Below are 14,263 nucleotides of genomic sequence, written 5' to 3'. Positions count from 1 at the left end.
AGCGCCCGTGTCCCGTCAATACGATCTTTGGTTGTTGGCCGCGTGCGTGTTGATCCGGCGCACGCTCCACTCTACGGCGTCGCGCATGGTCTTGCCCAAAGCTTCGTCAAATGCTCTTACAAGATCAGGTGTTGCATCGCTGGCAGAGGCGACAACTTCCCGAAATGAACTGGACGCGATGATCTTGTCTTCGTACTCATCAATGATCTTGATGTTCATGCGCACTTCGACGCGGATGGTTTTTGTCCCTTCGACATCACTGACGACGAACCCCTGAAATTCGCGCAGGTCCGGAACGATGACATAATCGGCCCGCAGGCCTACGGTTGAGCGACCAACAGCGGCCACCTTGCCGCTGTTTTCATAGCTTTCGACCAACAGCGCCTGTACGATAAGCGGTGCACGGTCGACCCATCTGGCGCGCGGTAGATATTGCACCTGCAATGGGGTCGGCTGAATAGCGATCTGATCGGTATTGACCGCCGCCGTTGCTGTCGGTTCCTGTACAACGATTTGTTTTTGGACGCGCGGCAACGAAGACGAAAAGGTGCTTTTCGGCGTCAAAAGATACAGGTCGTTTGGCTTGGATGCCTGCCTCAGCGTGCCCAACCCGGTGCACGCGCCCAGCGACCCCAACGCCAGAACCAAAAGAAACAGCCTGATCATTGGCGAAACTCCGAAGCTTGGGTTCCCAGTAAGAAGCGTGCCGGGTCACGTTCGACCTTGTCCACCAGCCGATCCAGGCTGATTACCAATCGTTGCGACTCTTCTACGAAACGTGTGAATTGCGGCAGGCCGACGCGCAGGAAGTCGGACAATTGCCGCCGATTGTCTTGGACGATGCCGTCAATGGTGCCCAGCAACTCGGACGCCGATCGCGATGCATTGAGGATATCGGCCGAAATTTCGTCCAACTTGCTTGTGACATTAGACACTGTTGAGGCGACCTGATTGGCCGCATTGCGGATATCGTCCATGACTGCGCCGACGTCTTTGTTGATGACCTCATTGGCCGAGTCAAAAGCGCGTTCCGCAGAAGCCAATGTGGTGTTTGCTGTATCCATCGCTGCCGTGATCGACCCCAGTGTTTTGTTTGCATTCACAAAGGTCTCGGTCGCGGTCGCCAAGGCAACGCTGCCTTCGTCGGACAGGCCGGTCAGGCGTTCTGCCAATGTTGAGGCCCGATCGATAAATGGTTTCACGTCATCCTGTATTATGCGGTCGGCGGTTTCGATTGTAGTCTTGGCGCTGTTCAGTGTTTCTGTCGCAGACTCGGATGCAGTTTTTACGCTTTTGAGTGTGTCTGTCCCTGTCGTCAGAGTGGTTTCGGCTGTGTCGGCCAATTTATCAAGCCGCGTCGTAAAGTTGCCCAGTTGCTTGGCTGCGCCGCCAAGGTCGGTGGACAAGCTTTCGAAATCTGTCAGCGTTTTGTCCAACCGGCCGGATGCAGAAGCCAGATTGTCCAAAATTTTGCTGACGGATTGGCGGTTCTTGTCGTCAACGACCGAATTCAGACTCTCAAGCAGAGTAACCGCCTCATCCAAAACTTTCGGGGCGCCTTCGAACAAGGATTGAATCGCGCTGCGCTTGCTTTTGATTACGCTGTTTTCCGGCAAGGGTTTGTCGCCGCTTTTGCCACCCGTCAGCTCAACATAACTGACGCCAGTAACACCCAGAGATTGTAGCTGCGCGATGGTATCTTCGGTGACGGGTATGTCGGCATCTACTTCAAGCTTAACGCGCACCTTTGACGGATCGTCCTCGTCCAGATTCAACGAAATCACCTGACCAACGGGCAAGCCGTTGAAGCTTACGCCGCCCGCAGAGGAGAGGCCCGATACGTTTTCGAACAGAACGTCGTAATAGGCGTATTGGCGCGACACCTCGAATTTCGCGAGCCATAGGAAAAACCCGAAGGCACCAAGGATGCCCGCGATTGTGAACGCGCCAATCAGGATATAGTTTGCCCGGGTTTCCATAGCCTTTACCTGTCCTGCCCCTTCTCTTGCGCCGCGCGGGCCCGGGGGCCGGTGAAATACTCTTGAACCCAAGGATGGTCGACTTTGGTCATTTCTTCAATTGGACCTTCAACCAGAACCCGTTTTTCTGCGAGCACTGCGACCCTATCGCAAATGGCATAAAGACTATCCAGGTCATGTGTGACCATAAAGACGGTCAAGCCTAAAGCATGCTGCAATTCACCAATCAACTCGTCATACGCAGCCGCGCCGATTGGGTCGAGGCCGGCGGTTGGCTCGTCCAGAAATACGATCTCGGGGTCCAAAGCCAAGGCGCGGGCAAGGGCGGCGCGTTTGCGCATCCCGCCGGACAATTCGGAAGGCAATTTCCCGCAACTCAGTTGCGGCAAACCGACAAGGCTGATCTTCAGGTCACCTAGCGCGCACATCAGGCTTTCGCTCAGCCCTGTATGTTCGCGCAGCGGAGCCATCACGTTCTGCAATACCGTCAGCGAGGAAAACAATGCCCCATCCTGAAAGGCAACGCCCCAGCGACGCTCAATCCGGCGGCGTTCCTGTTCCGGGCCATTCAATACGTCGACACCCAGCACCTCAATGCTGCCCGCCGCGGGTCTGTTCAGGCCGACAATCGTGCGCAGCAGAACCGATTTGCCGGTTCCCGATCCGCCGACAATGCCCAGAACTTCACCACGCCAAACGTCCAGATTTAGGTTCTGATGTACAACTTGCGGACCGAACTGGTTTGTAAGGTTGCGAACGCGGATCACCGCTTCGCGCTGAGCGTCGGATTTAGATGTCTGTTCCAGCGTCGTGCCGTCCATCTCAGACCTCCATCACCGAAAAGAAGATCGAGAACAAAGCATCCAAAGCGATCACCAGAAAGATGGATTGCACAACCGAAGCCGTGGTTCGTTGCCCGACGGATTGGGCAGACCCCTTGACCTGCATGGCCTGCCAGCAAGCAATAACGCCGATGACCAAGGCGAAGAAGGGGGCTTTGATCATGCCAATGGCGAATTGCCAAATACCGGTGTTCTCTTTCAGGCGCGTGACGAACATACCGGGGCTGACACCCAGATCAATCCAACTCATCAATCCGCCGCCGATCAGGGCGGCAAGGTCGGCGATGAAGCCAAGGATCGGCAGCATGATCAACAGGGCAACAACACGCGGGATCACCAACACCTCGATTGGGTCCAAACCCAATGTGCGCATGGCGTCGATCTCTTCCTGAACCTTCATCGAGCCAATCGAGGCGGTAAAAGCCGAGCCTGAACGCCCAGCAACGATGATCGCTGTCAGCAAAATGCCGAGCTCACGCAAAACTGAGATCGAAATCAGTTCGACCACGAAAATCTCGGCGCCGAACTGCTTTAGCTGGGTCGCGCCCTGAAAGGCCAATACGACGCCGATCAGAAACCCCATAAGGGCAACGATCGGGATGGCCTTGAGGCCGGTCTCTTCCATTTGCGAGACCAAGGCCGCTTTGCGCAGACGGCGCGGCATTAGAATTGTACGGACAAGGCGATGCAGCGTCAGACCCAGGAAGCCCAGCAGGGATAGCATGTCTTTTCCGGCCTGGGCGGTGCGTTCCCCGACACTTGCGACCCAATCGGTAAAACTGCGCTTTTCAGTTGCCACACCGGGGTCGTCAGGAATGTTTTCCGCCACAGTCTCTAAAAGAGCGGAATGAGCGGGCTTTAACCCTTCATAATGTACGTTTGCGCCACTTGCCTTTGCGCGCCGCGCAACATCGGCAATCAGCCATGCGCCACCGGTATCCAGTGCTCCGACCTTCGAAAGATCGACAGTTAGTTCGTTACTGTCTGCTCGAAACCCTTCAAACGCCTTTTCGACCATGTCCAGAGATTGAGTCACCAGATCACCCGAAACCCGCAGGTAAACGCCGTTGGCGTCTCGGTCCGACTGTATCACTGGCTGCGTCATGAGCGTATGTGATGGCAAAGGACATTGACCTGCAACGGATTTTTGCGAACTACATTGTATTTCTTGCCGCTCAATAGCGTCTAAGTGACATCTCCAGACACCAAAGTCATGGTTGTGGTTGGTTTTGCGCTCAACTGGGCCGACCGGTGCAAGATCATTTCAAGTTAATCTGTTGCTTTTGTTGCAAGGGCGCGGGGGGCGAAAATCCGATGGGCCGTGGCTCAGGTGTTGCGGGGTTCTGCGAACCAGGACAGAGTTCGCTCTGGCGCCACTGACGTGGAATCAGGGAGAGCGAAATGCGGCACGCTAAGAATGTTTTGTTCATCATCATAGATCAGTTGCGCGCCGACTGTCTGAACGGCGCTTTAGCGGCCCATGTCGATCTGCCAAACCTGCGTGCATTCATGGACGAGGCGGTGACGTTTGACCGGCATTTTTCGGTGACCAACCCCTGTGGCCCTTCGCGTGTGTCAATCCTGACCGGGCAATATGCGATGAACCACCGGTCGGTTCGCAATGGAACCCCGTTGCGGCATGATACCCCGAACATCGCGACCGAAATGCGCAAAGCCGGCTATCTGCCCATGCTGTTTGGATACACGGATACATCCGCCGACCCTAGGGTTCATGACCACAACGATCCGATCCTGAAATCCTATGAACACCCAATGGCTGGGTTTCATGAGGTCCTCGAAATGCGGTTGGAGGAATCCTATCCTTGGCGCGGACATCTGATGCAAAAGGGTTATGCGTTCGAAGACTACTGGGACGTTCACAAGCCGGTCGCGCCGGATGGGGGTGATCCCCGATTGAATGACCCTGCGATGTATCGGGCGGAAGACAGTGATACTGCCTTCCTGACGGACGTGTTCTTGAACAGCATGGCGCCTTATGTTGGCCAAGACTGGTTTGCCCATTTGACCTATATTCGACCACACCCGCCATTGGTCGCCCCGGCACCCTACAACGATATGTATGACCCAGCGACCCTGCCTCGGCCCGAAGGGTTCTCCAATCCGTTGGATGAGCGGGCGATGCACCCGTTTATTGGCCCGACAATTGACAATACGTCTGCCGGTGATTTTGTTCTGGGCTTTGACGGGGTTGAGCCGACGCTTGAAAACACCCAATCTCTACGCGCCGTTTACTTGGGCCTTGCGACCGAGGTTGACCATCACATCGGGCGTGTCGTCCAGTTCCTGAAGGATAGCGGCCAATACGACAACACGATGGTTGTCATCACTGCGGACCACGGAGAGATGCTGGGCGACCGACACAACTGGGGCAAGATGGCGGTCTTTGACGCCGCCTATAAAACGCCATTGATGATTAGGGACCCCAACAATCAATCGCATGCCGGGTCGGTGATCTCGGTACCGACGGAATCCATCGACATAACCCCGACGATATTGGATTGGGTCGGCCAGCCGATCCCAAATTCCATGGACGGCCGATCGTTGCTGCCGCTGATGCAAGGGCAAATCCCCGACGATTGGCGCACATATTCCTTCAGTGAATTGGATTTTGCCGAGCCCGAGCAGCCAACAATCTGGCAGCAGGTTTTGGGGACGGGCAACAGCGACTCGTGCCTTGGCATCCTGAGGGAAGAGCGTTTTACTCTGGTCGAATTCGCCGCAGACCTTCCGCCCATGCTGTTTGATCAGCAGGATGGTGGAGAATTGCGGAACAAAGCAAGGGATCCCGAATGTATGTCGGTCTTGATGCGCCTATCCAGACAAATGTTGCGCCATCGGATGCAAAATATGGATCATACGCTGTCCCTGGATTCCATTACGGCGGATGGTCCCAAGACCAAATCCAGGTATTGAACGCAAAATATATGCGACCCGTTTTTCCAACCTGTCGCGCTGTTGCCCTCTACACCTGTAACAGATCCGGTGTTACGCATGTGTCGCGGGGAGGATGGATTTGGAAATAACCGAGCAACAGATAAAATCCATGACGACGGCTGGTCTGAATCTGATCGGCCAGGCCCTGTCAATTTATGACAGCCAGCTTCGGCTGGTGGTCAGCAATCGACCGTTTCAGACGATGTTCGATTTGCCGGACCATCTTGTCCAGCCTGGTGCGTTGTTCAGTGACACAATTCGACACCTCGCATCCAGTGGCGAATACGGCGATGTCGATGATGTCGAAGCGGCTGTCGATCTGCGTGTCAATCAAGCTCTGACCTTTGAATCTCATTATATTGAACGTGTTCGGGCCAATGGCCAAGTCATATCGGTCGAAGGGGCCCCTCTGCCCAAAGGCGGATGGGTGGCGGTCTACACAGACATCACCAATACCAAACAAGCTGAGGCCCTGTTGCGTGCCCGCTCCGAGGAGCTTTCTGGTCAGTTGCTCGACCGGGCTGAAGAACTGTCAGCAACGAACAGAAAACTGGCGGCAACAAATTCGGCGCTGGAAGAAGCCAAGCGTCAATTGACCGAGATCGAAGCGCGCACCCGTATGACGACCGAGATGATGCCGGCCCATATTGCACATCTGGATGCTGACGGCCGTTACGATTATTCCAACCGGCGGCTAAACTCGGTCATGCCAGGTCGCCCGTCCGAGATTTTGGGTATGCATATTTCTCAGGCGTTGGGATCTGCCGCTTTTACACGCGTCCAGACGCATCTGAAAAAGGCCTATGCCGGGGAAACCTCTGTTTTTGAATTTACCGAAGATCAGGATTCCAGGCGCATTCGCGTATCCTTCACACCTGATGGCGAAGGTGGTGTTTACATCATGTCCGTCGACATCACCGAGGAAACGCAGGCGCGTGTCGCGCTGCAACAAACCCGTCGCCGCGCGATGGCCGCACAAATGACCAGCGGGTTGGCGCATGATTTCTCGAACCTTTTGACCATTATTCTGGGCATGCAGTCCCGATTGGAAAAGATGGATTTGCCGGAAGACGCCCGTGAGCTGATCGACGCGACCAAGCAGACGGCGCGCAGGGGCGGACAATTGCTGAACCGCATCGCCGACATGACGGGCAACCGGACGCCTCAACCCAAAGCGACGGACATGCGCGGGTTGCTCGAGGATTTGCGGATTCTGGCCACTCCATCTCTGCCGCGCGGGGTTGGCCTGTCTGTGGTCAATACGTTGCCGGACAAAGTCCTTATGCTGGATCCCGGGATGGTTCAGGACGCCTTGCTGAACTTGGTTTTGAATGCGCGCGATGCTTGTGGTGAAACTGGTCAGATTACAATCAGCGCCCACACAATCGGTGAGATCTGGACGGAAATCGCAGTGTCAGACACGGGCCCCGGGTTTTCGAAAGATGCGTTGGAAAAGGCGTTAAACCCATTTTTCACAACCAAAGGCGACAAAGGGTCGGGCCTTGGTTTGCCGATGGTCTACGACACCGTCAAGCTGGCCGGGGGCGATCTGAGTCTGCGCAACACCCCGTCAGGTGCGTCAGTTATTTTGCGACTGCCATACCGTGCGGCCCCGCCGGTACAGGAGGGGTTGGTTCTGTTGGTCGAAGACAGCAACGATCTGCGCAGTCAGTTCCGCGATATGTTGGTCGACATCGGGTTTGCAGTGATTGAGGCGACGTCTTGTGACGAAGCCATCGCCCTGGCAAAAGATGTCAAAGACATTGCTTTGGTGCTGTCCGATATTCGCCTTGAAGGGCAGGAGACGGGTTTGGATCTTTTGGCAAAACTGGAGCCCGCCTTGCCCCGTATCCTTATGACATCCTTGCCTTATGCCGATCCGTTGTATCGCGAGGCGCTGAAACGCGCGCCGGTGCTGCGGAAACCCTTCACCCGGGCGCAACTGTCCGCCCTGATCCGTGACGAGGCTGCCTGATGACCCAACCACTGGTGACCATTGTCGATGATGAGCCCGAGATACGGCGCATTCTGACCGACGCGCTTGAAGAAGCAGGCTTTCGCACCCAGAGCTTTGCGCGCGCGCGGGAATTCGAAGCGTCGCTCAAACGGGTTACGCCGGACGTATGTCTGGTTGATTTGTCCCTGCCGGATACGGATGGGTTGGCACTGGTCCATCGGCTAGCATTGGAGCAGGGGGCTTCGGTCATCATCATTTCTGGTCGTGCGCAGGTACAGGATCGCGTCACCGGTCTGGAACTGGGGGCGGATGACTACATTACCAAGCCGTTCGACCCGGCCGAAGTTGTGGCTCGCATTCGGGCGCGGTTGCGGTCTCCCAAGGCGCAGACCACACAGTCTGACGTGGCGCGTTTCAACGGTTGGACGGCTTATTTTGATCGCTACATCCTAGAAGACGGAGCCGGCGCCGAGACCCCGTTCAGTCATGCAGAGGGAGAAGTTCTGAGGCTGTTTCTGGAAAGTCCCAAGCGATTGATCAGCCGCACTCAGATGCAGGATGCCCTGGGTGGCGCTGCCGGCGACAGTTTTGATCGTGCGATGGATGTCAGAATTTCCAGGTTGCGGACCAAACTGGGCGAAGACCCCAAAAACCCTCGCCTGATCAAGACAATTTATGGTGCCGGATATATATTTTTGGGTGATGTTGAATGGTAAGCAATGGTCTAAACGACGCACTGCCGCGTTAATACTTGGGGCACCAGTTTGTCGTTTGACGCTGCGCTATTTTATTCGCGCAGAGCGCGATCCTTGATCTTGATTACGGGTTGCAAAAGGTAGTCTAGAACCGTTTTCTTGCCTGATAAGATATCCACTTCGGCAATCATCCCGGGTATGATCGCTACGGCAACGCCGCTTGCGTCCATAATAGCGTGACGTGTCTGGATTTCGATGACGAATACCTCTTCATCACGACGTTCCGGCCTTGTCGCCGTGTTCGCGCCTATGCGGGTGATCTCACCATCCAGCGCGCCGTAACGCGCAAAGTCATAGGCCGTAACTTTCACCTTAACGGGCTGGCCTGCGTGCAAAAACGCGATATTTTCTGGCCGAACATAGGCCTCGACCAGAAGCCTGTCGTCTAGTGGAACAATCTCGATCAGCTCTTCGCCGCTGCGTGCCAAACCGCCAATCGTTGTCCGGTGAACGCGATTTACGATTCCCCGCACCGGTGATCTGATCTGTGCGCGATCCGCGCGGTCTTGCAAGGCCGGCAAGGACGGCCGAAGTGCTGCGAGTTCGGATGTCGAGACTGCTAGGACGGTCAGAGCCGCGCTCCGGAACCTGCTATGCGCGGCTTGAATACGATCGTCGATTTCTTCCAGTCCGGTTTTCAACCTTTTGGTCACTGCAACTGCACGGACCTTGCGACCCTCCCATTCGGCGGAACTGCGGCGCAGCGACAAAAGCGTTGTCGCAGGTTCCATTCGTTTTTCCACCAAGGGGGTCATGATGGCGCGTTCTTCGGCCAGGATCCCAAGCGTTTCTTCGGCTGTCACTTAGTCCACCAGTCCTTCCTCATACTCGCGGTGGCGCTGCTCACGCTGTCGCTCCAGAATGGCAACTTCAGCAGCCAGTTCCGCCTGACGACCCTGATACAAAGCAGTTTCGGATCTGACGACTTCTGGCGCGCCTTAGATCAGCTTTCCTGAGAAGGTAAGCTGGGTGCCGTCAATCTCTGCCTGCAATCGTTGGGCACGAGCCATCAATCCAAATGCACGCTGTTGTTCCTGGCTCAACTGGCTTTCGATCTGTGTTGTGTCAAACTCCATCAACAGTGTTCCCTTGTTGACAACCAACCCTTCCGCGACGTGCAAGGATTGCAATACTCCGGGTTCTGTTGCCTCGATCAGTTGACTTTTGCCGTGACGGCGCAAGGTGTCCGGATTGAATACTTCAATGCGACAATAGACGTAAATTCCACCACTGGTAGTCCGCTGAACAGTGCTCAGGTGTTTGGCGCGGGTTTTGGTAGCCCCGATCACGTTCCTGGCGATTTCGGCGATTTGGGGGGGGCTTGAGCTGGGCAGTTCCTATGGGGTTTTGGGGGATGTCTCAGTCAATTCAGAGACCGCCAACTCCAGCCTCAGTGACGCTGAAATCAGCTTCACCCCACATGGCGGAGCCACAATCAGTGCTCGTGCAGACAGCAATGGGTGGTTCGATTTGAACTTACCGTCTGGCACTTTCGAGGGTGAATTCGATGTCCTCAAGACCTATTCTACCGCAAGCAAGGACATCAACGCATTGGACGCGCTGTAGGTTTTGCGGATCTCGGTCGGTCTGGACCCGACATTGGGGGCCAGCCTCGCCTGAGAACTTGATCGCAGCAAATTTCAAACGGGATGGTTCGGCGAATGCGCTCGATGCTTTGTCGATTTTGCAAGTGGCGGTCGGACAGCCTACTGCTGTTCGACAGGAAGGGGTTTTCGTCGACAGTGACGCGGACCTTTCAGGGATCACGCGCACCGACGTTTCTTATGATACCGGGGCCAATGTGGTGGCTATGGATGGCGTGATTGCCACCGACATGACCTCGATCCTGCTGGGAACCTCAAAGCGCCTTAGTGCAACCGGGCTGTCACTCTCGGAACGCTCGGTTGAAGTAATCTGCCAGTGGTTTGACCAAATAAGACATTGGCGTACGTTCGTCCGTCTTGATCAACGTTTCCACAGGCATACCGGGCAGCAGTTCCTGCCCTTTCAGACGATCAACTTGCCCGTCTTGTGGAACGACTTCGGCGCGATAGAATGTCTGGCCGGTGTTTTCGTCGGTAAACGTATCAGCCGAGACATTCATAACCTGCCCGTCAATTTCAGGCGTTTCACGCTGATTGAACGCGGGAAACCGCAACAAAACTGGCTGGCCAACATGCAACTGGTCCACGTGAATTGCATCGACGCGCGCGGCGACGACCAAGGGCGTATCCTGCGGTACCAGATACATCATAGGTTCCGCCGGTTGGATCACGGACTGCAGGGCAAAGACCTGACTGCCGTAAACCGTTCCCGAAACTGGGGCGCGGATATCCAGTCGCGAAAGGCGGGTGTCCAGTGACAGGCGGCGCTCGGCCAATTCGGCAATCTGGGATTGAATATCTCGCAGGGTCGTGATGGCTTCTTCTCGCCGTGTTGCTTCAAGCTCAAGGATCGCGATTTCGGTCGCTGATATCTGGCCTCCTAGGCGCGCGGCGGCAGCTTCCAACCGACCAATATCCCCTGTTAGGCTGGCCTCTTCGCGCTGTAGGGCCGAAACCCGGCTGGCCTGGGTAAGGCCGCGCTGAAGCAAGCTTTCCTGATCATCCAGTTCGGTTTGGATCAATTCAACCTGACGCCGCAGCGAGATAAGCTGCGCTTCGGTACCGTCGATTTCACTTTCGATTTGAACGGTCTGTTTGCCCAGTTGCTCAGTTTGCTGGTTCAATGTATTCAATCGCGCCTCAAACAGGCGTTGCTGACCGGCGATCAGATCAGGGTGGATGTTTTCCTGTTGCTGAATCTCGGCCAACCGGGTGGCCAGAGCTTCGGCAGTTGCGCCATCGCGCTCGACTTCTAAACGTGCCCGGCGGGCCATCAGTTCGAACAGCTGGGCTTCGACAATGGTTTTCTCGGACGACAGAAACGTATCATCCAACCGCAATAGTAATTCGCCGCTGGTGACGGCATCGCCATCGCGCACATAGATCTCTCCAACAACGCCGCCGTCGGGGTGTTCAATCACCTGACGGTTGCTTTCGACCTCGATAATGCCCTGAGAGATAATGGCACCGGCCAAACGCGTGTTGACTGCCCAAACACCCAAACCGCCAACAAGGATGCCAAGGGCCGCAAATCCGACCAGGGCAGGGATCGTAATGCGCCATACAGGGCGCGGATTATTTGTTTTGTCCTGCATCAGTTGCCAGCCTTGCTAAGGTTGCGCTTGATCGATCCGGCATTTTGAACGACTGCGCCCAAAACCTCATCCCTTGGGCCGGATTTGACAACCTGTCCTCGTTCGACAACCGCAAGATCATCACATTCCGAGATCGCTTGGGGACGGTGCGTCATAATAATCGTAGACTTTCCCGCGGCCTTAAGATCGCGGACAGCGGCGTTCAGCGCCTCGGTTCCATCGGCATCCAGCGCCGAGTTCGGTTCGTCCAGGATCAACAAAACGGGGTCTCCGTACAGCGCGCGAGAGAGCGCGATCCGCTGCTTCTGACCGCCTGACAGCTGACTGTCATTGCCTTCCAGAATGGTATCGTAGCCTTTTTCCAGCGTCAGAATCAGCTCATGCGCATTGGCCTTTTTGGCTGCCGCTACAACAGCTTCAGGGTTTGGGTCTTCCGACATGCGCGCGATGTTTTCGGCGACAGTTCCGTTGAACAACGTAACTTCTTGCGGAAGGTACCCGATATGCTGACCCAGATCAGTTGGATCATATTGATCTAGCGTTGCACCTCCCAAACGGATCTCGCCTGCTGCAGGACGCCAAATACCCAATAGCGCCTTGGCCAAAGTGGATTTTCCTGACCCGCTTTTTCCGATTACACCAAGTGCCCGCCCGGGCTCGAGGTTCAATGAGACGTTTCGGAGGGTTGGAGTATCCGCTCCAGGCGGGATGACCGTCAGTCCCTTGGCCGTCAGCCGGGCTTGGGGCACAGGCAGCTTGGTGCGCTGTTTTTCGGGCGGCGTGGAATCCAGAAACTGGCTCAACGAGTTCCACGCCGTTCGGGCGCGTTCAACGACAGCCCATTGCCCAACAACCTGCTCGACGGGTGCCAAAGCACGACCCAGCAGGATCGAACCTGCGATCATCGCGCCGGGGGTCAATTCATTGCGCAGAACAAGCAAAGCCCCAAGCGCCAGCATTGCAGATTGCAAAAACAGCCGCAGCGATTTCGTCACTGACGTAAAGCTGCCGGTCCAGTCACTGGCGGCGATTGTTTGTTGCAAGGCGTCTGTTCGTTGACGCTGCCATCTACGCGTGATGTCCTCTTGCATGCCTTGCGAGTGTACGACTTCGGCTGCTTGTCGGGCATGTTCGGAAAAGATGTTGGCTTTTGCCGACGCTGATTGAGCCATGGCGACCTTGCGACGAGTCAGTATTTGGTTCAGCAACGCGATCACAACCAAAAGCGAGCCACCACCAACGGCCAGCCAGCCCAGAAGAGGATGGAACAGAAAAATTGCCGCAATAAAAATCGGCGTCCAAGGGATGTCCATGACGGCCAGTAGAACCGGAGAAGAACACAGGTTTTGGATGGACTCCAGATCGCGCAACGCCGTTGCAGGTGCAGCCCGGGCGCGTGGGTGTAGCGATCGGCGCAGGGTTGCATCAAAGACGCGTTCGTCCAGCTGCGATTGAAACCGAGCGCCGAAACGCGCCACGATTCGACCCCGCGCGAAATCGAGCATGGCCATAAGGCCGTACAAAAGTGCCACCAGCAGAAACAGCGCAGCTAACGTCTCGACCGCTCGGGATCCAAGAACGCGATCATAGACCTGCAACATGAACAAAGGCCCAGTTAACATCAGCAAGTTGACAAAGATACTGAACAAAAACGCCAGCCCCAAGAATGTGATCCCCTGGTTGCGCGCCGAATGCATTTCACGTCTTGGCTGTGCTGCCATGTGGTTCTTAATGTTCACGAACGAAGCTTCTCGTGTTTGTTGCTCGGGTTTCGAATGGTCTAGCATTCGCGCGCATCCTAGACTGATGTCCCAACAGTGGAAATACATGTCGTCGCGGATGGTCCATATGCCGCCGACCGAGCTTCGTAATTGGCGATTTAATTATGGTTTTTTGGCATTAACTCGCAAGTTGAATGGAGGGATACTCCCCTGGCCCTCAAATAGTGCGATCGGGACAGAGTCCACATGGTCAGTACCTCAGGCCCTAAGCCGTGTTCTTGCCATGGACGCGTCTAACTTTAACCTTACCGCTACAATGGGGCTTATTGATCCGTTTCGTGCGGTCAATTGTCTGGATAGTAAACCCTATTTAGAATGGAGCTTCGGGTCCGAGACAGGCGGCTATTGTGTCTCAAGCAATGGCGTGGGGATAAGCATAGTTGCGCTTAGTGACGTCGAAGCGGCCGATACCATAGTGGCTTCAACGAGCTGGACACTTGAACGGTACCTAACCTTGAAAACGGACAATGCTCTGCGTCGCTGGATGCGCAGCGGTGCCACATTGGGTGCGCTTGAAAAAGAGCGTTATTTCGGGCGACTAGGTGGTTTGCGATGGGGCCGACATGGTTGTTCAACCTTGGGGTGGGATTCAGGCTTTTCGGGATCATTTACCCAAACGTTCAGCGGATGGTGGGATGGCTTTGACAGCGTTAACTTTACCGATGATGTAACCCGACAACTAGTTGACAGAGTTGCAGTCGAAGCGTGCGAAAAAATGCTGACCAATCCTTCACGGCAACGCGATGCAAGGATCGTCGACTTGCGAAAGTCGACAACTGGTCAGCGCTGACATTT

At 55.5% G+C, this 14,263-nt stretch carries 13 protein-coding genes; 5 read left to right on the top strand and 8 right to left on the bottom strand.

Annotation, left to right across the window (positions count from 1 at the left end; translation table 11 throughout):
* Window positions 1-15: 15 nt before the first annotated feature.
* Genes RUA4292_RS08390 through RUA4292_RS08375 form a run of 4 tightly spaced genes read right to left on the bottom strand, consistent with a single transcriptional unit; the run spans window position 16 to window position 3,926 of the window.
* Window positions 16-666 (bottom strand): ABC-type transport auxiliary lipoprotein family protein, encoded by a 651-nt coding sequence (locus RUA4292_RS08390; RefSeq protein ID WP_058277198.1) that lies wholly within the window; start codon window positions 664-666, stop codon window positions 16-18.
* Window positions 663-1,979 (bottom strand): MlaD family protein, encoded by a 1,317-nt coding sequence (locus tag RUA4292_RS08385; protein ID WP_058277197.1) that lies wholly within the window; start codon window positions 1,977-1,979, stop codon window positions 663-665. The genes RUA4292_RS08390 and RUA4292_RS08385 overlap by 4 nt, the downstream gene beginning before the upstream one ends.
* Before the next feature lie 5 nt (window positions 1,980-1,984).
* Window positions 1,985-2,800, bottom strand: coding sequence for an ABC transporter ATP-binding protein (locus RUA4292_RS08380; RefSeq protein WP_058277196.1), 816 nt, complete (start codon window positions 2,798-2,800; stop codon window positions 1,985-1,987).
* Window position 2,801: 1 nt separating this feature from the next.
* Window positions 2,802-3,926 (bottom strand): ABC transporter permease, encoded by a 1,125-nt coding sequence (locus RUA4292_RS08375; RefSeq protein ID WP_058277195.1) that lies wholly within the window; start codon window positions 3,924-3,926, stop codon window positions 2,802-2,804.
* A 296-nt stretch (window positions 3,927-4,222) separates the two neighbouring features.
* Between RUA4292_RS08375 and RUA4292_RS08370 the strand changes: the two genes are divergently transcribed.
* From RUA4292_RS08370 to RUA4292_RS08360, 3 genes are all read left to right on the top strand, one after another.
* The gene (locus tag RUA4292_RS08370) at window positions 4,223-5,755 is read left to right on the top strand and encodes a sulfatase-like hydrolase/transferase (protein ID WP_058277194.1); all 1,533 of its coding nucleotides are present in this window, start codon (window positions 4,223-4,225) and stop codon (window positions 5,753-5,755) included.
* A gap of 130 nt (window positions 5,756-5,885) precedes the next feature.
* The gene (locus RUA4292_RS08365; RefSeq protein ID WP_233493387.1) at window positions 5,886-7,751 is read left to right on the top strand and encodes a PAS-domain containing protein; all 1,866 of its coding nucleotides are present in this window, start codon (window positions 5,886-5,888) and stop codon (window positions 7,749-7,751) included.
* Window positions 7,751-8,449: a response regulator transcription factor gene (locus tag RUA4292_RS08360; RefSeq protein WP_058277193.1), complete on the top strand. Its 699-nt coding sequence runs from the start codon at window positions 7,751-7,753 to the stop codon at window positions 8,447-8,449. The genes RUA4292_RS08365 and RUA4292_RS08360 overlap by 1 nt, the downstream gene beginning before the upstream one ends.
* Before the next feature lie 71 nt (window positions 8,450-8,520).
* Here the strand turns inward: RUA4292_RS08360 and RUA4292_RS08355 are convergent, their stop codons facing one another.
* The gene (locus RUA4292_RS08355; protein WP_233493386.1) at window positions 8,521-9,291 is read right to left on the bottom strand and encodes an HlyD family type I secretion periplasmic adaptor subunit; all 771 of its coding nucleotides are present in this window, start codon (window positions 9,289-9,291) and stop codon (window positions 8,521-8,523) included.
* 135 nt (window positions 9,292-9,426) lie between these two features.
* A complete protein-coding gene (locus RUA4292_RS25220) occupies window positions 9,427-9,777 on the bottom strand; it encodes an HlyD family secretion protein (protein WP_233493385.1) in 351 nt (116 codons plus the stop codon).
* Here RUA4292_RS25220 and RUA4292_RS08350 point away from each other — a divergent pair.
* A complete protein-coding gene (locus tag RUA4292_RS08350) occupies window positions 9,761-10,054 on the top strand; it encodes a hypothetical protein (protein WP_058277192.1) in 294 nt (97 codons plus the stop codon). The two genes, RUA4292_RS25220 and RUA4292_RS08350, sit on opposite strands and share 17 nt — an antisense overlap.
* Window positions 10,055-10,373: 319 nt before the next feature.
* On the opposite strand, the gene RUA4292_RS08345 is transcribed toward RUA4292_RS08350, so the two are convergent.
* Together RUA4292_RS08345 and RUA4292_RS08340 are read right to left on the bottom strand one after the other, a co-directional pair.
* Window positions 10,374-11,687 carry an HlyD family type I secretion periplasmic adaptor subunit gene (locus RUA4292_RS08345; protein WP_058277191.1) on the bottom strand — a complete coding sequence of 438 codons (1,314 nt, stop codon included), beginning with the start codon at window positions 11,685-11,687 and terminating at the stop codon, window positions 10,374-10,376.
* Window positions 11,687-13,384, bottom strand: coding sequence for a type I secretion system permease/ATPase (locus tag RUA4292_RS08340; RefSeq protein WP_145974905.1), 1,698 nt, complete (start codon window positions 13,382-13,384; stop codon window positions 11,687-11,689). The genes RUA4292_RS08345 and RUA4292_RS08340 overlap by 1 nt, the downstream gene beginning before the upstream one ends.
* A 109-nt stretch (window positions 13,385-13,493) precedes the next feature.
* Here RUA4292_RS08340 and RUA4292_RS08335 point away from each other — a divergent pair, with 109 nt between their 5' ends.
* On the top strand, window positions 13,494-14,258 hold the full coding sequence (locus RUA4292_RS08335; protein WP_233493384.1) for a type 1 glutamine amidotransferase family protein: 765 nt from the start codon (window positions 13,494-13,496) through the stop codon (window positions 14,256-14,258).
* Window positions 14,259-14,263 lie beyond the last annotated feature (5 nt).

Origin of the sequence: Ruegeria atlantica (assembly GCF_001458195.1) — a bacterium.
GTDB classification, from domain to species: Bacteria; Pseudomonadota; Alphaproteobacteria; order Rhodobacterales; family Rhodobacteraceae; genus Ruegeria; species Ruegeria atlantica.
The sequence above is the reverse complement of the archived record's forward strand: the minus strand, read 5'-3'. Positions and strand labels throughout refer to the sequence as shown.

Excerpts from the sequence above, each read along its gene's own strand:
- RUA4292_RS08375 (WP_058277195.1), bottom strand. The coding sequence starts at position 3,926 with ATGACGCAGCCAGTGATACAGTCGGACCGAGACGCCAACGGCGTTTAC.
- RUA4292_RS08345 (WP_058277191.1), bottom strand. The coding sequence starts at position 11,687 with ATGCAGGACAAAACAAATAATCCGCGCCCTGTATGGCGCATTACGATC.
- RUA4292_RS08365 (WP_233493387.1), top strand. The coding sequence starts at position 5,886 with ATGACGACGGCTGGTCTGAATCTGATCGGCCAGGCCCTGTCAATTTAT.
- RUA4292_RS08360 (WP_058277193.1), top strand. The coding sequence starts at position 7,751 with ATGACCCAACCACTGGTGACCATTGTCGATGATGAGCCCGAGATACGG.
- RUA4292_RS08385 (WP_058277197.1), bottom strand. The coding sequence starts at position 1,979 with ATGGAAACCCGGGCAAACTATATCCTGATTGGCGCGTTCACAATCGCG.
- RUA4292_RS08335 (WP_233493384.1), top strand. The coding sequence starts at position 13,494 with ATGTCCCAACAGTGGAAATACATGTCGTCGCGGATGGTCCATATGCCG.
- RUA4292_RS08370 (WP_058277194.1), top strand. The coding sequence starts at position 4,223 with ATGCGGCACGCTAAGAATGTTTTGTTCATCATCATAGATCAGTTGCGC.
- RUA4292_RS08380 (WP_058277196.1), bottom strand. The coding sequence starts at position 2,800 with ATGGACGGCACGACGCTGGAACAGACATCTAAATCCGACGCTCAGCGC.
- RUA4292_RS08390 (WP_058277198.1), bottom strand. The coding sequence starts at position 666 with ATGATCAGGCTGTTTCTTTTGGTTCTGGCGTTGGGGTCGCTGGGCGCG.
- RUA4292_RS08340 (WP_145974905.1), bottom strand. The coding sequence starts at position 13,384 with ATGCATTCGGCGCGCAACCAGGGGATCACATTCTTGGGGCTGGCGTTT.